Origin of the sequence: Pectobacterium brasiliense (assembly GCF_013449685.1) — a bacterium.
Taxonomy (GTDB): domain Bacteria; phylum Pseudomonadota; class Gammaproteobacteria; order Enterobacterales; family Enterobacteriaceae; genus Pectobacterium; species Pectobacterium brasiliense_A.
The window spans coordinates 56,079-74,807 of sequence record NZ_JACDSF010000057.1; the positions used below are offsets into that span (position 1 = coordinate 56,079).

The window sequence follows — 18,729 nt, forward strand, 5'->3', positions numbered from 1 at the left end:
CTGATATTTTCAACGCTTACCGTTTATCGGTAAGCGTTTTTTTTCGTCTGAGTAAAATGCTCGGTAGCCGCCTTCTGTCGGACTAGATGAAACCGCCCATAAAAAGAGAAAGGCTCCAAAAGGAGCCTTATGAAAGAGTGGCGTAGCGATTAGTCGGCAGGTTGCTGTAGCGTGAGCAGTAGCCCTTCGCGCCGCATTTGCGCCGCTTCATCCGGCAGACGCAACCGGTCGAGTGCGTCGGCGCGCCAAGCATAATCATACGCGTCCGGTCGTAATTCCAGTGCGGTGCGGAAAGCATCGCTGGCCTTCTGCCATTCGCCGTGTTTCATCAGTAATTGGCCTAACGTGCTGCTCAGCAGCGCAGTAGAGGCTTGCTGCTTGATGTACTGGCGCAGTAATTTTTCCAGTTGTTCTGGGTTTCCGGCTTTGAGGCGTGGCATTAGCAGGATCAAACGTTCGTCATACTGGCGCTTGAGACCGTCGAGAATGATCTTCTGAGCGGTATCATGCTCGTCACACTCGATCAGATGCTCAGCCATCGCGACCTGAAGCGGGATCTCATGGCGTACTTTGCGACTCTGATTATTCCACCATGATTTCAGCCCTTCGCTGCCGCCATCTGCCATTGCCTGATTCATCAGACCGATATAGGCCTGCTGCTGTAGATCCAGTAGACGTTCTTCAGGGTACAGATTGATCTTGCGCATCGCAGGCAGAATATCCAGCAGCGCGCTATAGGCGTGAGTGCGCAGGAAAGCTTGCTCCGCTAAACGCAGTACCTCAGGATGGCGGGGCGCAACCTCCAGCAGTTTGTCGACGCCGTGACGTGCGGCATGATCTTCATTACGCGCTAGCTGAATACGCACGCGCGTAATATCCACCGGAAGCTGATCGGTATCTGCAACCTCGGCGGCACGCTCCAGATATTGCTTGGTGCGGAATTCGTCGCCGCGCTGCTGAGCGGCTTCGGCTGCCAGCAGGTAGTTAACCACGGGCTGCTCGGCATGGTCGGCATTGCGCGTCAGTAGCTTCTCTACCTGTAAATAATCCCCCTCGGCCAGCTTGAGCAGCGCGGCTTTGGTCTGTTTTCTGGCGCGGGTGCGTTTGCGGCCGAGGAACCAGCCGCGTGTGCGGGATCCGGTACGAAAGATCCGGCGGAGCACCCATTCCACCGCCAAAAAGGCGAGGAAGAACAGTACCAGCATGATGACCAGACCGGTCACGCTGGTTTGAATGTCATAGTTATCCGTTTGGATCAGGACGTAGCCTTGGTGACCCGCGACGATCGGGCCTATCACAACGCCGGCGATCAGGATCAGGAACAGCAATAAGACTTTTAGCATGCTCATTCCCCTTGCTGTGTGGCTGGCGCCTGAGCTAATAGATTACGAACGCGCGTTTGCATCAGTTTTTCCAACAGCGCCTGACTTTGTAGCTCCATCGGGACATCCAGTGAAACCGACTGCTGGTTTAAGGCATCGAGCTGATCTAAAAAGGCCTGCGTCGTGGGGTCGGTAGTATCGAAGTAGGCGCGAACCCAGGTTGCTGCCGTTTCCAGCGACTGTTTGTACACTTCATTCTGGTGGCGAGGAATAGCCTGTGCGGCAACCAGCAGACGTGAACGGATATTCTCGCGCAGATACACATCCTGATTCGGTGCCAGTAGCGGTTCGGCAGCGCTGTCGCGGCGGCGAATGGTGATAAAATCAGCCAGGAAATTGTGCCAGCTCTTGCTCAGATTTTGTCGCCACTCGCTCAAGGATGCGGACAACTCTGTGCTGTTGGCGTCCATCGGCGCTTCATCGGTGTTGTTGTCGGCGAGTTGCAAGTTGTCCAACTGGTCGGTGAGCTGATTGACTTTCAGGATGATGCCATCAAAATCGACCTGACTTACGCCTGCCAGCGCTCCGATATCGTTGGTCAGCGCGCGGCGGATTTCTATCAGGCTGGGATCGTTCATTTCCGCCAGGCTGGCGTCCGCGCTTTTCAGCAACGCGCCTGCGGTGGTGACGTCTTTGTCGCTCCACAGCTTGCGTCCTGCCAGTTTCACCAGAAAATTTGCCTGAGCGATCAGCCAGGTATTGGTGTCATGGCTGGAAAGCGCCGCCAGCTTATCGCGCAGCTCGTCTGACTGACGCGTTAGCGCCTCAAGACGCTGTGCGGCAGTCTCCTGCGCTTTGCTTTGCTGCTGTTGAGCGTCCAGCCACTGCTGCTGCTCTTGCTTATGCTGTTGCTGCAATGTGTTGAACTGCGCTTCCAGACGTTGAAGCGCGGCCGTTTCTTTCTGCGCCTGCTGGTGGCCGTGGTAATACAAGCCTGCGCCTATGGCCAGTGCAATCACAATCGCGATCGCCCCCAGCACGGCACCGCTACGTTTGGGCCGCGGTGCGGGATCCTGCTGCTGATGCGCGGGTTCAACCCGTTCAGCAACCTCGTCGGATGGAGCTGTGGGGGTATTGTGTTCCGTCATAATGGTACATCCCATGATCAGGTTTATTGTAGTGCGCGCACGAGCGCATCGTTATCGGCATTATCAGCCACTCGGATATCACGCCAGCCAAGCTGACGAGCTTGTTCAGCCAGCCGTTCGCTGACGACGATCAACTGGCAGCCGAGTAACCAGGAAGCCCGATAGTAATCAGGTACTAAAGTATAGATCCGTTGTAGCATTTCTCCGCTGGTGATCACCAGTTTGTCGATGCCTATTTGTTGCCAGTGGCGGCTTTGCTCTAGCCCGTCATAGTGAACGTCTCTGCGCTGATAACATTCACAGTAGGTCACCTGTGCGCCGCGTTCGGTTAGCGTTTCCCCCAGCAGTTCCCTGCCGCCGTTGCCGCGCAGCAATAATGCGCGTTTACCGGAAACATCTTGCAGGTCAGGAAGTTGCAGGAGCGTTTCGCTGGTTTCGCGCTCAGGCGGATAGGTTACCGGGTGCGCGCTGATTTTATGCAGTGCCAGCGCGGTGGTACGGCCGATGGCGTAATAAGCGAGATGGGCAGGCCAACTGATGCCCGTGCGTGCCAGTATCGGATCGGCGTAATGAATGGCGTGTTGTGAGAGCGCAAACACCAAATCGTCGGCGCTCAGTGCCTGCAATAGGGCAGGCAGACTGGCGAGTTCTCGTCCGGGTGAAAACTCGATCAGCGGGCTGTGCCAGGCGTTATAGCCGAGCTTTCTTAAACGGGTCACCAGTTGTTCGCCAGTTGGTGACGGACGGGTAACCAGAATTGTCATGATGGGCTTGATCCGTGATAAACGGCTTGAAGGATGGCGCTGGCTCCTTTGGCTAACAGCTCTTCAGCCAGTGCAATTCCGAGTTGTTCGGCATCGGAGACGTTTCCTTTGCGTTCACCGACGATCATTTTGCTGCCGTCCGGTGCACCAACCAGCGCGCGTAGCCACAGCGTATCGCCTTCCAATTCGGCGTAGCTGCCAATCGGCACCTGACAGCCACCTTCAAGGCGTACATTCATGGCGCGTTCAGCCAGTACGCGGGCGGCGGTAGCGGGGTGATTGAGCGGGGCAAGGAGTTGGCGGACATGTTCGTCATCCAAACGGCATTCGATGCCGATAGCGCCTTGTCCGACGGCTGGCAGAGACGCTTCCGGGCTTAACGCACAGCGGATGCGCGCTTCAAGGCCAAGACGTTTCAGGCCCGCGACCGCAAGAATAATGGCGTCATACTCGCCGTTATCCAGTTTTGACAGGCGTGTGCCGACATTACCGCGCAAATCTCGAATCACCAGGTCGGGACGTCGGGCGCGCAGCTGGCACTGACGGCGCAGGCTGGAAGTGCCGACACAGCTGCCTTTCGGTAATTGATCGAGGCTGTCGTAATGATTGGAAACAAAAGCGTCGCGGGGGTCGTCGCGCTCGCAAATGGTGGTCAGACCGAGGCCATCAGGGAATTCGACAGGGACATCTTTCATGGAGTGGACGGCAATATCGGCGCGCCCTTCAAGCAGCGCCAACTCCAGTTCTTTAACAAACAATCCTTTGCCGCCGACCTTTGCCAGTGGCGTATCGAGGATGATGTCGCCGCGGGTGACCATCGGCACCAGTTCCACGTGTAAATCCGGGTAGAGGTGGTTCAGACACTGCTGAACATATCGTGCTTGCCACAGGGCGAGCGGGCTTTGTCGGGTGGCAATTCTAATAATATTGGCTAACATGCTTGATACCGTTTTTATCATTTTCCGCCATCGTATCATTGATGGTGCGTTGGTGTCAGGTTGTGGGCATTAGCGGTGCGCCTTTTAAAACGGTCTGAAATTCGGGTGCCGCATACATAGATAGGAAGCCGTGCTGATGCAGTCGGGTAGGTAAATTCGTAATAAAGCAAGATAGATAAGTCTAACTTTCTTTACTTTCTTTACGCCCAATCAGCAAGGTGTTAAATTGATCACGTTTCCAGCAATAATTCGCTAAACATTCTTCTAATTTCATCATGCGGATTTGGAACACGGGGTTTTTCTAGGCACTGGGATAAATCAGGCGAAACGTCTTGTACTTCTACATCGAGACTTTGAAGCAAAGACTGGATGCGATCAACCAACTGCGTGTTGACCGTGCTCTGGGAGCAATGAAACCCGCTTTTCAGCAGGTTTACAGTCTTCTGCCCATTTTATTACATCATCATCACCCGTTGATGCCCGGCTACCTTGAAGGCAAGGTGCCTCACGGTATCTGCACTCACACGCCTGATGAAAAGCAGCAACAGTACCTTGATAGCATCGCGTTGCGCTGGGGTCAGTTTGACTGCTCTCATCCGCAGGGTGAACTGCCGATCACGGGCATCTATTCAATGGGAAGCACCTCGTCTATCGGGCAGAGCTGTAGCTCCGATCTCGATATCTGGGTGTGCCACCAATCCTGGCTGGATAGCGAAGAACGCCAATTCCTACAGAAGAAATGTACGCTGCTTGAGCAGTGGGCTGCGGCGCAGGGCGCTGAGGTCAGCTTCTTCCTGATGGATGAAAGCCGTTTCCGCCACAATGAAAGCGGTAGCCTGAGCGGTGAAGACTGCGGCACCATGCAGCACATTCTATTACTCGATGAATTCTACCGTACCGCCGTGCGTATGGCGGGTAAACGTATTCTGTGGAATATGGTGCCGGTCGAGGAAGAATCTCACTACGACGAGTATGTGCTGTCGCTCTACTCGCAAGGGGCACTGGCTCCTAACGAGTGGATGGATTTAGGCGGCCTGAGCACGCTGTCGGCGGAAGAGTATTTCGGCGCGAGTCTCTGGCAGCTCTATAAAAGCATCGATTCCCCCTATAAAGCCGTACTGAAGACGCTGCTGTTGGAAGCCTATTCCTGGGAATACCCGGATACCAGTCTGCTGTCGACTGAAATTAAAAAACGTCTGCATGACGGCGAGATCGTCTCTTTCGGTCTTGATCCTTACTGCATGATGTTGGATCGCGTGACGCACTATCTGACGGCGATCAACGATCCCACGCGCCTCGATCTGGCGCGTCGATGCTTCTACTTAAAAGTTTGTGAAAAGCTCTCCAGAGAAAAAGCCTGTGTCGGCTGGCGTCGTCAGATTCTGAGCCAACTGGTGCAAGAATGGGGATGGAGCGACGAACATCTGGCGATGCTGGATAACCGCGCTAACTGGAAAATCGAACAGGTACGCGAAGCACATAATGAGCTGTTGGATGCGATGATGCAGACCTATCGCAACCTGATTCGCTTCGCCCGCCGTAATAATCTGAGCGTCAGCGCCAGCCCGCAGGATATCGGTGTGTTGACCCGTAAACTGTACGCTGCGTTTGAAGCGCTGCCGGGTAAAGTTACCCTGCTGAACCCACAAATTTCGCCCGATTTGTCGGAGCCGAATTTAACCTTTATCTATGTTCCGGCGGGGCGCGCGAACCGCTCTGGCTGGTACCTGTACAATCAGGCACCATCGATGGATGCGATTGTCAGCCATCAGCCGCTGGAATATAACCGCTATCTGAACAAGCTGGTGGCGTGGGCGTATTTTAATGGCCTGCTGACGCCAAGCACGCGCCTGTATATTAAAGGCAACGAACTGTGTGACATTACGCGCCTGCAAGCACTGGTGGACGACGTAGCCAGCCACTTCCCGCTGCGTCTGCCTGCCCCCACGCCGAAGGCGCTGTACAGCCCGTGTGAAATTCGTCATCTGGCGATTATCGTCAATTTGGAACACGATCCGACGGCGGCCTTCCGCAATCAGGTGGTGCATTTCGATTTCCGTCATCTGGATGTCTTTAGCTTCGGCCAGCAGCAGCAGTGTCTGGTTGGTAGTATCGACCTGTTGTATCGCAACTCGTGGAACGAAGTGCGTACGCTGCATTTCAGTGGCGAACAGGCGGTGTTGGAAGCGCTGAAAACCATTCTGGGCAAAATGCATCAGGATGCGGCGCTGCCGGAATCACTGGAAGTCTTCTGCTACAGCCAGCACCTGCGCGGGCTGATTCGTACCCGCGTGCAGCAGTTGGTGTCCGAATGCATTGAGCTGCGTCTGACCAGTACGCGGCAGCAAGAACCAGGGCGTTTCAAAGCGGTGAAAGTGGCGGGGCAAACCTGGGGCTTGTTCTTCGAGCGGCTGAGTGTATCGGTGCAGAAGCTGGAAAATGCGGTCGAGTTTTATGGCGCGATTTCCAATAACAAACTGCAAGGCCAGCCGGTTCAGGTTGAAACCAACCATATCCATTTACCGCCAGTGGTCGATGGCGTCGCCAGCGAAGGGATCATCCAGTTCTTCTTTGAAGATCTGACAGAAAATCAGGGCTTTAATATCTATATTCTGGATGAGTCGAATCGCGTTGAGGTGTATCACCATTGTGAAGGCAGTAAAGAAGAGCTGGTGCGTGATGTCAGCCGCTTCTATTCGTCTTCGCACGATCGCTTTACTTACGGCTCCAGCTTTATCAATTTCAACCTGCCACAGTTCTACCAAATCGTACAACTGGACGGTCGCTCGCAGGTGATCCCGTTCCGCAGCAGCGCGCTTTCTCATCTGTGCATTACCCCCGTGGTGAATGATGAGGTGATGACGATGGCGCAGCGGCTACAGATTTTATAACCACTCTATACCCTAAATATGAAGTATGACGGGTATATATTCGGCATGCTGCTGTTGCTGGTTCTGGGGTTGATCATGTTGTGACGGCGCTGATGTGTGGAGCGCCGCGTGACCGTTGAGAAGGCGGTTACCCGAAGTGAACGGTTTCCCCTGCCTGATCCGAGCAGGCTGCTGACAGCAGCGTGATAAAATCTTCACCGCTGCGATCGCATACCCAGCGTTCCGCCTGACGGTTGAAGTGGTAACCGCCCGTTTTGGTCGCCAGCCAAATTTGGTGTAGCGGTTCCTGCCGATTAATCACGATTTTGCTGCCGTTCTCAAAACTCAGCGTCATCACGCCGCCGTTAGTTTCGTAATCGATGTCGGCATCACCCTCAAACCGATCCAGCGTTTCTTCCAACTGAAGCATGAGTTCGTCGGCAAATTGGTGGAACTCGCTATCGTTCATTTTCGATTCCTATTGATTTTCATGATCCACCTGCGATTATAGAGAGCATACAAGTATTAATGACAGGTCTTAACGTGATGAAAAACGTGTTTCGCCAGTTTTTTCTGGTGTTATCAGTAGTGAGTTTATTCGGTTGTGGTCTGAAAGGGCCGCTTTATATGCCTGCCGATGGCAAATCCGGTGCGTCAACGACTCAGCAAAATGAGAACCAGCCGCCGCAAAAGAAAGCGTCAATACGTCCTTAATGCGTGACGGTAATAATAAATAACAGGTCACGTAGATGTTTATCGCGCCCGGTTAAGCAAGCGGGGGAGTCAGGATAATGCAGTTCGCTAAGATGCACGGGTTAGGCAACGATTTCATGGTTGTTGATGCCGTTACGCAAAACGTTTATTTTTCACCCGAATTGATTCGCCGTTTGGCGGATCGACACTGTGGTGTAGGGTTCGACCAATTGCTGGTCGTCGAGCCGCCTTACGATCCTGAACTGGATTTTCATTACCGCATTTTTAACGCGGATGGCAGCGAAGTCGCGCAGTGTGGCAATGGCGCGCGCTGCTTCGCTCGTTTTGTTCGCCTGAAAGGGCTGACCAACAAGCGTGATATTGCCGTTAGCACGCAGACAGGCCGGATGGTGTTGTCAGTGACCGATGACGAACTGGTACGCGTCAATATGGGCGAACCCAATTTCGAGCCGCAACAGGTGCCTTTCCGCGCGGTCAAAGCGGAGAAAACCTACATCATGCGTGCCGACGAACATACGGTGCTGTGTGGCGTGGTGTCGATGGGCAACCCGCACTGTGTGATTCAGGTTGAGGATGTGGACACGGCTAAGGTGGAAACGCTGGGGCCGCTGCTGGAAAGTCATGAGCGTTTTCCCGAACGTGCCAACATCGGTTTTATGCAAGTGGTTGATAGCCACTCTGTCCGCCTGCGGGTGTACGAACGCGGCGCGGGAGAAACGCAGGCGTGCGGTAGCGGCGCGTGTGCTGCTGTGGCCGTAGGGATCCAGCAGGGATTATTGTCCGCGAACGTTCGCGTATCGCTGCCGGGCGGGGAGTTGGATATCCAGTGGGATGGGCCGGGACATCCGTTATTCATGACCGGGCCTGCAACGCATGTCTACGATGGATTTATTCATTTATGAAGAATGTCGAGGAACAGGCAGAGCGCGAGATCGCACTCAGTGACGAGATAGTTTTGCAGTTCCTGCAACAGAATCCCGATTTTTTTATCCGCAATGCGCGTCCCGTCGAGCAGATGCGCATTCCTCACCCCGTCAGGGGAACCGTGTCGCTGGTGGAATGGCAACTGGCGCGTCAGCGTAACCACATTACTCAGCTTGAGGAAGAAATCACGCTGTTGATGGAACAGGCGGGGGCGAACGAAGTGCTGTTCAATCGCCTGCTTGGGTTACAAACTGAATTGGCATCAGCGGAAAGCCTGACAGACATGTTGGATCGCTTGCAGCGCTGGGCGCGTCAGCTTGGTCTGGCGGGCGCAGCGGTGCGTCTGTTCAGTGATAAATGGCGCCTTGGCGCGCCGTCTGGTTTTACCCACCTTGGGCTAAACCGCTCCGCCTTTGAGCCGCTGCGCATTCAGCGCTTCGGACAACATAACCACTATCTTGGCAGTCTGAACGGGTCGGAGCTGTTGCTTCTGGTGCCGCAGGCCAGACAGGTTGGGTCGGTCGCGCTATCGCTGATGGGAAATCATCACGATTTGGGCGTGCTGATTTTCAGCAGCCGCGACAGCCACCATTATCAGGATGGCATGGGAACCGTGCTGCTTCAGCAAATGGCCATGATGCTGCCAGCGATGTTGGCGCGCTGGATTGAACGGGTATGAGCCGACAGCCTGCGCTATCGGAGGCTCCTTCCTCTTCGCCGTTACACGCTGATGTTGATGCGTTCCTACGTTATCTGAAAGTAGAGCGCCAGCTCAGTCCGCTGACGCAGACCAGCTATTTACGTCAACTGTCCGCGGTTATCACGATACTCTCCGCGGCGGGTGTGGCTGACTGGCGCAAGCTGGACGCCTCTGGCGTGCGTTCCGTGGTGTCCCGCAGTAAGCGCGATGGGCTGCATTCCAGTAGCCTGGCGCTCCGTTTATCGGCATTACGCAGCTTTCTCGACTGGATGGTGTCACGCGGTATGCTGGCGGCGAACCCGGCGAAAGGGGTATCCACGCCGCGATCCGGACGTCCACTCCCCAAGAATATGGATGTGGACGAGATGGACAGGCTGCTGGATATCGATTTGGACGATCCCCTTGCCGTGCGCGACCGCACGATGCTGGAAGTGATGTACGGCGCGGGGCTGCGTCTGGCGGAGCTGGTCGGCATGGATTATCAGCATATTGATTTGGCCAGCGGTGAAATCTGGGTCATGGGGAAAGGCAGTAAAGAGCGCAAATTGCCGATAGGAAAAACGGCGGTAACCTGGCTGGAACGCTGGCTGGCGCTGCGCGAACTGTTTGGCCCACAGGATGATGCCGTGTTTATTTCCAATCAGGGGCGACGCATCTCGATGCGCAACGTGCAGAAGCGTTTTGCCGAATGGGGGATTAAGCAGGGCGTGAATAGTCATGTCCATCCGCATAAGCTGCGTCACTCCTTTGCGACGCATATGCTGGAATCCAGCGGTGATTTACGCGCGGTTCAAGAGCTGCTTGGCCACGCTAACCTGACCACGACGCAGATTTACACCCATCTTGATTTTCAACATTTAGCCTCCGTGTACGATGCCGCGCATCCACGCGCCAAACGAGGGAAACCCTGATGCATTTTTACCGATCTCTTGGCCCGATCCGGGCGATCACGTTCGATCTGGATGACACGCTGTATGATAACGCGGACGTCATTCGGCGCACGGGGCAAGAGTCAATCCGCTTCCTGCAAGAGTACCATCCTGCACTTCGTGATTTTCAGGCTGATGACTTTCAGAACTTACGCCAGACCTTGCTTGAGCGCGAACCGGACATCTATCACGACGTGACCGAATGGCGTCGCCGTGCGGCTGAACTGGCGATGTTAGAGCACGGCCTGAGCGCGGCAGAGGCTAAGGATGGCGCAAAAGCGGCAATGGAAAACTTTGCCCACTGGCGCAGCCAGATTACGATTACCGAAGAGACGCACCAGACGCTAGCGGCGTTAGCCGAGAAAGTACCGCTGGCCGCCATCACCAACGGTAACGCTGAGCCGCACCGCTTTGGCCTCGATCGCTATTTCTCGTTTATCCTGCGCGCTGGCCCGCACGGTCGCGCCAAGCCGTTTGACGACATGTACCATCTGGCGGCGCAAAAGCTCAATTTGCCTGTGCATGAGATTCTGCATGTCGGCGACGATCTCACGACCGATGTGGCGGGGTCGATCCGCTGCGGTATGCAGGCCTGCTGGATTAACCTGCGTGAAGGCAGCCTGACGCAGATTGGGGACGCCCGACTGCTGCCGCATATTGAAATTTCGCGGTTGGCATCGCTGTCGGCATTGCTATAATCACTGCATTAATCTGTATAAATCACCAGTGGAAACGCCCTTGTCGATGCGGTGTTTCCCTCACCGGATAACCCGTACCTATGGACGTTTCTGATCTGCTCGATGGCCTCAACGACAAACAGCGTGACGCGGTAGCCGCGCCGCGCAGCAATTTATTGGTGCTGGCGGGGGCAGGCAGCGGCAAAACGCGGGTACTGGTCCATCGCATCGCCTGGCTCTTGTCCGTCGAAAACTGTTCGCCGTACTCCATCATGGCGGTGACGTTTACCAACAAAGCGGCGGCGGAGATGCGCCATCGTATCGATCACCTGATCGGTACCAGTCAGGGCGGTATGTGGATTGGCACTTTTCACGGGCTGGCACACCGTCTGCTGCGTGCGCACCATATGGATGCCAATCTGCCGCAGGATTTCCAGATTCTGGACAGCGAAGATCAGCTACGTCTGCTGAAGCGTCTGATTCGGGCGCTGAATCTGGACGAGAAACAGTGGCCGCCGCGTCAGGCGATGTGGTTCATCAACGGGAAGAAAGATGAGGGGCTGCGCCCGCAGCACATTGAAAGCTACGGCAACCCTATCGAGCAAACGTGGCAGCGCGTGTATCAGGCCTATCAGGAAGCGTGCGATCGTGCCGGGCTGGTGGATTTCGCCGAACTGCTGCTGCGCGCACACGAACTGTGGCTGAACAAGCCGCATGTGCTGAACCACTATCGCGAACGTTTTACTAACATTCTGGTGGACGAATTCCAGGATACCAACCGCATTCAGTACGCCTGGATCCGTATGCTGGCGGGCGACAGCGCCAAGGTGATGATCGTCGGGGATGACGATCAGTCGATTTATGGCTGGCGCGGGGCGCAGGTCGAAAATATTCAGCTGTTCCTGAAAGATTTCGCCGGTGCAGAAACGATCCGTCTGGAGCAGAACTACCGCTCGACCAGCAACATCCTGAAAGCGGCGAATGCGCTGATCGCGCATAACGGCGGGCGGCTCGGAAAAAACCTGTGGACCGATGGCGTAGAAGGCGAGCCTATCTCGCTGTATTGCGCGTTCAACGAATTGGATGAGGCGCGCTACGTCGTTAATCGGATTAAAACCTGGCATGAAAATGGCGGTTCGCTGAAAGATAACGCCATTCTGTATCGGAGTAACGCCCAGTCGCGCGTGCTGGAAGAGGCGCTGTTGCAGCAGAGTATGCCGTACCGCATCTACGGTGGCATGCGCTTCTTCGAACGTCAGGAAATCAAAGATGCGCTGTCTTATCTGCGCCTGATCGCTAATCGTAACGATGATGCGGCGTTCGAGCGTGTGGTAAATACGCCGACGCGCGGCATTGGCGATCGCACGCTGGACGTGGTGCGTCAGACGGCGCGCGATCGTCAGCTGACGCTGTGGCAATCCACACGGGCGCTGTTGCAGGAGAAAGTGCTGGCTGGGCGGGCGGCGGCATCGCTGCAACGCTTTATCGAGCTGATCGATGCGCTGGCCTATGAAACCTCTGAGCTGCCGCTGCATATTCAAACCGACCGGGCGATTAAGGATTCCGGCCTGTGGAGCATGTACGAACAGGAAAAAGGTGAGAAAGGGCAGGCGCGGGTAGAAAACCTGGAAGAACTGGTGACGGCTACGCGCCAGTTCAGCTATCAGGAAGAAGATCAGGATTTGATGCCGCTTCAGGCCTTCCTGTCGCATGCTGCGCTGGAAGCAGGGGAAGGTCAGGCGGATGCCAATCAGGATGCGGTTCAGCTTATGACGCTGCACTCGGCGAAAGGGCTGGAGTTCCCGCAGGTGTTTATCGTCGGTATGGAAGAAGGGATGTTCCCTAGCCAGATGTCGCTGGATGAAGGCGGACGTCTGGAAGAAGAGCGTCGTCTGGCTTATGTCGGCGTCACGCGCGCCATGGAAAAGCTGACGATAACCTACGCGGAATCCCGCCGTTTATACGGCAAAGAAGCCTATCACCGGCCTTCCCGGTTCGTCGGCGAGCTGCCGGAAGAGTGTGTTGAAGAAGTGCGGTTACGCGCCAGCGTCTCCCGTCCGGTTAATCATCAGCGCCTCGGCACGCCGATAACGCAAAACGACAGCGGCTACAAATTAGGGCAGCGGGTTCGCCATGCGAAATTCGGCGAAGGTACGATCGTGAATCTGGAAGGCAGCGGCGATCACGCCCGTCTTCAGGTCGCGTTTCAAGGGCAAGGCATTAAATGGCTGGTCGCGGCTTATGCCAGACTGGAAACGGTGTGATCGTCACGGTGCAGTTTGAAGTATGACGGGGTTACCGGCGCTTATATTCACGTCAGCTACCCTAATTTCTCTGGCGTGCCCGGCTTCCCCGTCCGTGCTATCGCCTATTTACCAGACCACGCTTAACCGATAAACGCAGTTCTTTTTTACGCTGAGTGCTGCGTTTTTTACCCTTTTCCGCGCCGAATTTATTGGATAAACCTTATCCATTGGACCAATTTTGTACCGCGTGTTTCAGCCGCGGTTTTAAAGTTGAAGTCTTTTTCATCTCGGCGTAACATGCGCGCATCATTATTCTCGGAGGACTAACGCCTTGGACACACCCAGTCGATACTGGCTCACTAACCTGTTCATTAGGTACAACTTCTAAGGCTATCTTCCTCTGCTGATAGCCTTCGTGGTTGTCAGCGACGCTGTTTTTGTCGCTACGAGTCAGATCCGTCGAACGGACTGAAACCTGCTGGTGACACCTCACCTTTGTTTCTGTGCTTCAATCGCGTTGTCCATCTCTGCTACTGAAAGGGGAGCTATGGCCCATGCTGAGCGCATTTAAACTGGATAATTGCCGTTTATCTCGTCTGGAACTGGATGACTCCGATGATCTCACCACGTCAGTTTGGGTCGATTTGATCGAACCGGAAGACGATGAGCGTGAAAAAGTACAAAACGAACTGGGACAAAGCCTGGCAACCCGTCCGGAACTGGAAGATATCGAAGCGTCGGCACGTTTTTTTGAAGATGAAGATGGCTTGCATATTCACTCCTTTTTCTTTTTTGAAGATGCTGAGGATCACGCTGGTAACTCCACGGTGGCGTTTACCATTCGCGATGGCCGCCTGTACACCCTGCGCGAGCGTGAACTGCCCGCGTTCCGCCTGTACCGCATGCGCGCCCGCAACCAAACGCTGGTGGACGGTAATGCTTACGAACTGCTGCTCGATCTCTTTGAGACAAAAATTGAGCAACTGGCGGACGAAATCGAGAACATCTACAGCGATCTGGAATCACTGAGCCGCATCATAATGGAAGGGCGGCAGGGTGAAGAGTACGACGAGGCGTTGTCCACGCTGGCGGAACTGGAAGACGTGGGCTGGAAAGTGCGCCTGTGTCTAATGGATACCCAACGCGCGTTGAATTTTCTGGTGCGCAAAGCCCGCTTACCATCCGGCCAGTTAGAGCAGGCACGCGAAATTTTACGCGATATCGAATCTCTGCTGCCACACAATGAATCCCTGTTTCAGAAAGTTAACTTCCTGATGCAAGCGGCGATGGGCTTCATCAACATCGAGCAGAGCCGGATTATCAAGATCTTCTCGGTGGTCTCCGTGGTATTCCTGCCGCCGACGCTGGTGGCATCCAGCTACGGGATGAACTTTGAGTTTATGCCTGAGCTGAAATGGTCGTTTGGCTATCCAGGGGCGATTGTGCTGATGATCCTCGCCGGACTGGCGCCGTACCTCTACTTTAAACGTAAAAACTGGCTCTAAGTTTTTACCGATACGCCTGATGGAAATTAACCATCAGGCGTATCAACATGCCTTCCTCCCTTCATCGTTCTCCGACTCACTCTTTCTGTTTATTCTCCCGCGCCCGTTCATTTTCCGGCCATCTTGTTTAGAATGGCGGACAGTCCTTTCTATTCTTACTTTCTATTACTAAAAACAGGTCGTGTGCATGAAAGGGATGTCTCCTTGGATGCAATGGGGAATATTGCTGTCGGTTTCGTTATTACTGGGGTTTGGACTACAGGTTTACCATGTTCCTGCCGCGCTGTTGCTGGGGCCGATGATGGTTGGTGTCGTCATGGGCTTGAACGGTGCGACGATTCGCATCCCGCCCGTCGGATTTGCAGGCAGCAATGCCGTTCTGGGCTGTCTGGTCGCACAAAGCCTGTCTTTTTCTATCCTGACTCCTTTGCTGAATGAATGGCCGCTGGTGCTGTTCATTTTGTTGGCGACGCTGGCGGCCAGCGGATTATCTGGCTGGTTACTGGTCAAATTTAGCGAGCTACCCGGAACGACCGGAACCTGGGGCGCATCGCCGGGCGGGGCGTCTGCTATGGTTGCCATGTCTGGAGAGTTTGGCGCGGACGTGCGACTGGTTGCCTTCATGCAATATTTACGCGTGTTGATGGTGACCGCTTCGGCAGCCTTCGTGGCTCGCCTGAGCTTAGGCGATGAAGCGGCAGAAAACAGCGCGATGCTAGTGTGGTTTCCTTCACTGGACTGGCGTTTTCTGGCGACGCTCGGCGTGGCATTTGGTAGCGCATGGTTAGCAAGACGCATGCGTATTCCATCCGGGGCACTGCTGGGGCCGATGATTATTGGTTCGATGCTGCATGCCAGCGGCACCTTGCACTTGCAAACCCCGGAGTGGCTGCTGGCGTTGGCCTACGCCGTGATTGGCTGGAGCGTGGGTTTATGTTTCACCCGCCCCATCTTTCTACTGGCAATACGCACGTTGCCGCACATGATGGCGTCGATCGTCGGATTGATGCTGCTCTGTGGCGGAATGGCTTGGATGGTGACGAAAATGATGCCGGTGGATATGCTGACCGCCTTTCTGGCGACCAGCCCCGGCGGGCTCGATTCGATTGCAATTATTGCCGCAGGCAGTCGGGTCGATATGGCGTTTGTCATTGCCATGCAGACGCTGCGGCTGTTTTCGACGCTAGTATTCAGCCCGATCTTATCGCGCTTTATTTCCCGCCGTGTTGAGGCTGGGAAGGTGTAGCGGGCGTGCGCCGTAGCTTACGCTGTGTATAAAGTGCATCCAGAATGAACAGCCCCAGTGCGCCCCAGATGAAGGCAAACGTGACCAGTTTGTCGCTGCTGAACGTTTCACCGTAGAACACCACCGCCAGCAGGAACATGATGGTTGGGCCGAGATACTGGAAAAAGCCGAGCGTCGATAGACGCAGACGCATAGCTGCCGCGGTGAAAAATAGCAGCGGCACCGTGGTGACGATACCCGCCGAGAGCAGCAGCAGGTTTAGCGACCAGGGATTGGCTGTCAGATGGCTGCTTGGCGTATCGGCAATAAAAAACAGATAAATGACCGCCACTGGCAGCAGCCACAGCGTTTCGATCAACATGCCAGTTTGCCCGTCGATACCAATCTTCTTACGCAGCAGGCCGTATAACGCGAAGCTGAATGCCAGCCCCAGAGCGATCACCGGCAGCGATCCGAATGTCCACAGTTGAACCAGTACACCTGTCACCGCGAGCAGCACGGCCAGCCATTGCAAACGGCGGAAGCGCTCTCCAAGGAAGATCATGCCCAACATGACGTTGACCAGCGGGTTAATAAAATACCCCAGACTGGCTTCCAGCATGTGATGGTTGTTGACCGCCCAGATGTACAACAGCCAGTTTCCGCCGATAAGCACCGCCGTTAATGCCAGCAGAAACAGATGCTTGACGTTGCGGCAGGCAAGGCTCACCTGACGCCATTTCCGGCCGATGGTCAGCAGGATAAGCATAAAGAAGAATGACCAGATAATACGGTGCGTCAGTATTTCATTAGGTGGAACGTGCTCAAGCAGCTTGAAATAAACGGGAGCAATTCCCCAAATAAAATACGCACCGAGGGCGAAAAATATCCCCTCACGGGTTTGTTGCGCGTTCATGGGTGACTCGATAAGGACGGCGGGAAAACGCTAAGTCTACCCAAAACTGTGAGCGCTTTCACGTAAAGTGTTAATGGCCATGTTGCCTGACAATCCTGTTTGCCCACGGGAAAGGCTACCCGACAATGTAGGTTGCGGTCGCGCTGGCCAAATATGACCCCTGTTCGTTATGCAATTCGGCACGGGCGACAGCGATTTTATTGCCGCCGCGCAGCAGCGTGCTGGTTATCGTGAAGTGTTCCCCATAGCCCGGGCGCAGATAATCTACGCGCATATCAATGGTTCCCATGCGGGCGAGTCGGTGATGAAATTCCTGATCGCTGATCGTCTCATGGCGCAGCAGCGTGCTACCGACGCATACCAATCCGGCAGCAACGTCCAACCCGGCGGCAATAACGCCGCCATGCAGAATCTTTTGTGCCGCATTGCCGATGAGCTTCTCTTGCCGGGCGAACGTCAGGACGGCTTTATCAGCTTCAAACTGCTGTAGCTCAAGGCCTAGCTCAATGTTGAATGGCATTTTGTAAATGAAAATCTCGCCAACGAGCTGGCGCACGGTATCTCTGGTTAATGTCGTTCCCTGAAATGAGGGGAGGTTAGCCATCGTTGTTTTCCGTCCGAGCAATAAGAGGTACACATTAAATGTAGGTGATTTGATGCGATAAGGTTATGCAAATGTTTATTTTATGCGTTGATTTTGTTTCTTGCCAGAAAAGGCTAAGAAACGGAGGAACGGTAATTCAAACGTCGCGGAACTGTGTAGAATGGCGGGCTTGAGTGGGGAAGGCTCATCGCTATTTAGATAAAAGAGTTTATTTAGATAAAAGATTTTATTTGGATAAAAAGAATGCCGGAGAAAAACCATGTCGGAGAAAATGAATGCATAAAATCGGATTCGTACTGGCAGCATTACTGATGGCACAGGCTCATGCCGAAGACACAACAAACGTAAACGCGCCTGCGCCAAATCAACCGGTGGTACGTGGCAGCATTATTGCCAGCTTGTTAGAAGAGCACAACACCCCGTTTGTCCTCTATCCTTACGAGAGCAACTACATACTGTATACCTATACCAGCAACATCAATAAAACGGCGATACAGAGCTATAACTGGGGCGATGAAGCACGTAAAGATGAAGTGCATTACCAGTTGAGTCTGGGGTTCCCGATCTGGCGTGGTATTCTGGGTGATAACTCGCTGCTGGGGGCGTCCTATACGCAGCGCTCATGGTGGCAACTGTCGAATAAGAGCGAGTCTTCTCCATTCCGTGAAACGGATTATGAACCCCAGGTCTTTTTGGGCTGGGCAACGAACGCCACCTTCGCGGGCTGGACGCTGCGGGATGTGGAAGTGGGCTTTAATCACCAATCTAACGGCCGTTCCGAACCCACGTCACGCAGTTGGAACCGCGCCTATGCCCGCCTGATGGCACAGAACGGTAACTGGCAGGTTGATGTGAAACCGTGGGTTCGTTTCTCTGATAGCCAGGACGATAACCCGGACATTACCAAATACATGGGTCATTACCGCTTACGCGTTGGCTATGTGTGGGGCGACAGCGTGTTTAGCGCGGAAGGACGTTATAACTGGAACAGCGGCTACGGCGGTGGCGAACTGGGCTGGAGCTACCCGCTGACGCGTCATGTTCGCTTTTATACCAAGGTCTTTAGCGGTTACGGTGAATCACTGATTGACTACAACCACCGTCAGACTCGCTTCGGCGTTGGGGTGACGCTGAACGACATGTTCTAACAGCGGTTATTTTAGCGCTTGCCGTTTTGACTACTGCCTTCGTTAACGACTGTCTTTGTTAACCCGTGTCGTTTTACCAAACTAACCATTGCAGTTTTA

The 18,729-nt window shown here is 54.4% G+C and carries 18 protein-coding genes; 11 read left to right on the forward strand and 7 right to left on the reverse strand.

Features of this window, described 5'->3' with window-relative positions:
• Positions 1-149: 149 nt before the first annotated feature.
• Genes hemY through hemC form a run of 4 tightly spaced genes read right to left on the reverse strand, consistent with a single transcriptional unit; the run spans position 150 to position 4,172 of the window.
• Positions 150-1,343, reverse strand: a complete 1,194-nt coding sequence (gene hemY / locus H0248_RS19010) for a protoheme IX biogenesis protein HemY (protein WP_180787087.1) — start codon at positions 1,341-1,343, stop codon at positions 150-152.
• Positions 1,344-1,345: 2 nt separating this feature from the next.
• The gene (hemX, locus tag H0248_RS19015; RefSeq protein WP_180787089.1) at positions 1,346-2,470 is read right to left on the reverse strand and encodes a uroporphyrinogen-III C-methyltransferase; all 1,125 of its coding nucleotides are present in this window, start codon (positions 2,468-2,470) and stop codon (positions 1,346-1,348) included.
• A gap of 23 nt (positions 2,471-2,493) precedes the next feature.
• Positions 2,494-3,234 carry a uroporphyrinogen-III synthase gene (gene hemD, locus H0248_RS19020; protein WP_180787091.1) on the reverse strand — a complete coding sequence of 247 codons (741 nt, stop codon included), beginning with the start codon at positions 3,232-3,234 and terminating at the stop codon, positions 2,494-2,496.
• Positions 3,231-4,172: a hydroxymethylbilane synthase gene (gene hemC / locus H0248_RS19025; RefSeq protein WP_180787093.1), complete on the reverse strand. Its 942-nt coding sequence runs from the start codon at positions 4,170-4,172 to the stop codon at positions 3,231-3,233. Before hemC ends, hemD begins: the two co-directional genes overlap by 4 nt.
• A 332-nt stretch (positions 4,173-4,504) precedes the next feature.
• On the opposite strand from hemC, the gene H0248_RS19030 reads away from it, so the two are divergent.
• Positions 4,505-7,063 (forward strand): class I adenylate cyclase, encoded by a 2,559-nt coding sequence (locus tag H0248_RS19030; protein WP_180787095.1) that lies wholly within the window; start codon positions 4,505-4,507, stop codon positions 7,061-7,063.
• Between the two features lie 127 nt (positions 7,064-7,190).
• Here H0248_RS19030 and cyaY read toward each other — a convergent pair whose 3' ends face one another.
• Positions 7,191-7,511, reverse strand: coding sequence for an iron donor protein CyaY (gene cyaY, locus H0248_RS19035; RefSeq protein WP_180787096.1), 321 nt, complete (start codon positions 7,509-7,511; stop codon positions 7,191-7,193).
• Between the two features lie 77 nt (positions 7,512-7,588).
• Here cyaY and lptM point away from each other — a divergent pair, with 77 nt between their 5' ends.
• The 9 genes from lptM to H0248_RS19075 all read left to right on the forward strand — a co-directional run bounded on the left by lptM (position 7,589) and on the right by H0248_RS19075 (position 15,983).
• Positions 7,589-7,756, forward strand: a complete 168-nt coding sequence (gene lptM / locus H0248_RS19040; RefSeq protein ID WP_374705282.1) for an LPS translocon maturation chaperone LptM — start codon at positions 7,589-7,591, stop codon at positions 7,754-7,756.
• 77 nt (positions 7,757-7,833) lie between these two features.
• Positions 7,834-8,658 (forward strand): diaminopimelate epimerase, encoded by an 825-nt coding sequence (gene dapF, locus H0248_RS19045; RefSeq protein WP_180787098.1) that lies wholly within the window; start codon positions 7,834-7,836, stop codon positions 8,656-8,658.
• Positions 8,655-9,359, forward strand: coding sequence for a DUF484 domain-containing protein (locus H0248_RS19050; RefSeq protein ID WP_180787099.1), 705 nt, complete (start codon positions 8,655-8,657; stop codon positions 9,357-9,359). Before dapF ends, H0248_RS19050 begins: the two co-directional genes overlap by 4 nt.
• Positions 9,356-10,291, forward strand: a complete 936-nt coding sequence (xerC, locus tag H0248_RS19055) for a tyrosine recombinase XerC (protein WP_180787100.1) — start codon at positions 9,356-9,358, stop codon at positions 10,289-10,291. The genes H0248_RS19050 and xerC overlap by 4 nt, the downstream gene beginning before the upstream one ends.
• Positions 10,291-11,007, forward strand: coding sequence for a 5-amino-6-(5-phospho-D-ribitylamino)uracil phosphatase YigB (gene yigB, locus H0248_RS19060; RefSeq protein ID WP_180787101.1), 717 nt, complete (start codon positions 10,291-10,293; stop codon positions 11,005-11,007). The genes xerC and yigB overlap by 1 nt, the downstream gene beginning before the upstream one ends.
• 80 nt (positions 11,008-11,087) lie before the next feature.
• The gene (uvrD, locus tag H0248_RS19065) at positions 11,088-13,250 is read left to right on the forward strand and encodes a DNA helicase II (RefSeq protein ID WP_180787102.1); all 2,163 of its coding nucleotides are present in this window, start codon (positions 11,088-11,090) and stop codon (positions 13,248-13,250) included.
• A gap of 313 nt (positions 13,251-13,563) precedes the next feature.
• Positions 13,564-13,620 carry a YsgD/CorL family protein gene (gene ysgD, locus H0248_RS22525; RefSeq protein WP_349814568.1) on the forward strand — a complete coding sequence of 19 codons (57 nt, stop codon included), beginning with the start codon at positions 13,564-13,566 and terminating at the stop codon, positions 13,618-13,620.
• Between the two features lie 166 nt (positions 13,621-13,786).
• A complete protein-coding gene (corA, locus tag H0248_RS19070; RefSeq protein ID WP_180787103.1) occupies positions 13,787-14,737 on the forward strand; it encodes a magnesium/cobalt transporter CorA in 951 nt (316 codons plus the stop codon).
• A 187-nt stretch (positions 14,738-14,924) separates the two neighbouring features.
• A complete protein-coding gene (locus H0248_RS19075; RefSeq protein WP_180787104.1) occupies positions 14,925-15,983 on the forward strand; it encodes an AbrB family transcriptional regulator in 1,059 nt (352 codons plus the stop codon).
• Here H0248_RS19075 and rarD read toward each other — a convergent pair.
• The gene (gene rarD, locus H0248_RS19080; RefSeq protein WP_180787105.1) at positions 15,949-16,878 is read right to left on the reverse strand and encodes an EamA family transporter RarD; all 930 of its coding nucleotides are present in this window, start codon (positions 16,876-16,878) and stop codon (positions 15,949-15,951) included. The two genes, H0248_RS19075 and rarD, sit on opposite strands and share 35 nt — an antisense overlap.
• A gap of 115 nt (positions 16,879-16,993) precedes the next feature.
• Positions 16,994-17,482: a thioesterase family protein gene (locus H0248_RS19085; protein WP_180787106.1), complete on the reverse strand. Its 489-nt coding sequence runs from the start codon at positions 17,480-17,482 to the stop codon at positions 16,994-16,996.
• 275 nt (positions 17,483-17,757) lie between these two features.
• Here H0248_RS19085 and pldA point away from each other — a divergent pair, with 275 nt between their 5' ends.
• Positions 17,758-18,630: a phospholipase A gene (gene pldA / locus H0248_RS19090; protein ID WP_180787107.1), complete on the forward strand. Its 873-nt coding sequence runs from the start codon at positions 17,758-17,760 to the stop codon at positions 18,628-18,630.
• Positions 18,631-18,729: the final 99 nt, after the last annotated feature.

What these genes read in the sequence shown, in the direction of transcription:
- hemY (WP_180787087.1), bottom strand. Translation starts at nt 1,343, where the DNA reads ATGCTAAAAGTCTTATTGCTGTTCCTGATCCTGATCGCCGGCGTTGTG.
- hemX (WP_180787089.1), bottom strand. Translation starts at nt 2,470, where the DNA reads ATGACGGAACACAATACCCCCACAGCTCCATCCGACGAGGTTGCTGAA.
- hemD (WP_180787091.1), bottom strand. Translation starts at nt 3,234, where the DNA reads ATGACAATTCTGGTTACCCGTCCGTCACCAACTGGCGAACAACTGGTG.
- hemC (WP_180787093.1), bottom strand. Translation starts at nt 4,172, where the DNA reads ATGTTAGCCAATATTATTAGAATTGCCACCCGACAAAGCCCGCTCGCC.
- cyaY (WP_180787096.1), bottom strand. Translation starts at nt 7,511, where the DNA reads ATGAACGATAGCGAGTTCCACCAATTTGCCGACGAACTCATGCTTCAG.
- lptM (WP_374705282.1), top strand. Translation starts at nt 7,589, where the DNA reads ATGAAAAACGTGTTTCGCCAGTTTTTTCTGGTGTTATCAGTAGTGAGT.
- dapF (WP_180787098.1), top strand. Translation starts at nt 7,834, where the DNA reads ATGCAGTTCGCTAAGATGCACGGGTTAGGCAACGATTTCATGGTTGTT.
- H0248_RS19050 (WP_180787099.1), top strand. Translation starts at nt 8,655, where the DNA reads ATGAAGAATGTCGAGGAACAGGCAGAGCGCGAGATCGCACTCAGTGAC.
- xerC (WP_180787100.1), top strand. Translation starts at nt 9,356, where the DNA reads ATGAGCCGACAGCCTGCGCTATCGGAGGCTCCTTCCTCTTCGCCGTTA.
- yigB (WP_180787101.1), top strand. Translation starts at nt 10,291, where the DNA reads ATGCATTTTTACCGATCTCTTGGCCCGATCCGGGCGATCACGTTCGAT.
- uvrD (WP_180787102.1), top strand. Translation starts at nt 11,088, where the DNA reads ATGGACGTTTCTGATCTGCTCGATGGCCTCAACGACAAACAGCGTGAC.
- corA (WP_180787103.1), top strand. Translation starts at nt 13,787, where the DNA reads ATGCTGAGCGCATTTAAACTGGATAATTGCCGTTTATCTCGTCTGGAA.
- H0248_RS19075 (WP_180787104.1), top strand. Translation starts at nt 14,925, where the DNA reads ATGAAAGGGATGTCTCCTTGGATGCAATGGGGAATATTGCTGTCGGTT.
- rarD (WP_180787105.1), bottom strand. Translation starts at nt 16,878, where the DNA reads ATGAACGCGCAACAAACCCGTGAGGGGATATTTTTCGCCCTCGGTGCG.
- H0248_RS19085 (WP_180787106.1), bottom strand. Translation starts at nt 17,482, where the DNA reads ATGGCTAACCTCCCCTCATTTCAGGGAACGACATTAACCAGAGATACC.
- pldA (WP_180787107.1), top strand. Translation starts at nt 17,758, where the DNA reads ATGCATAAAATCGGATTCGTACTGGCAGCATTACTGATGGCACAGGCT.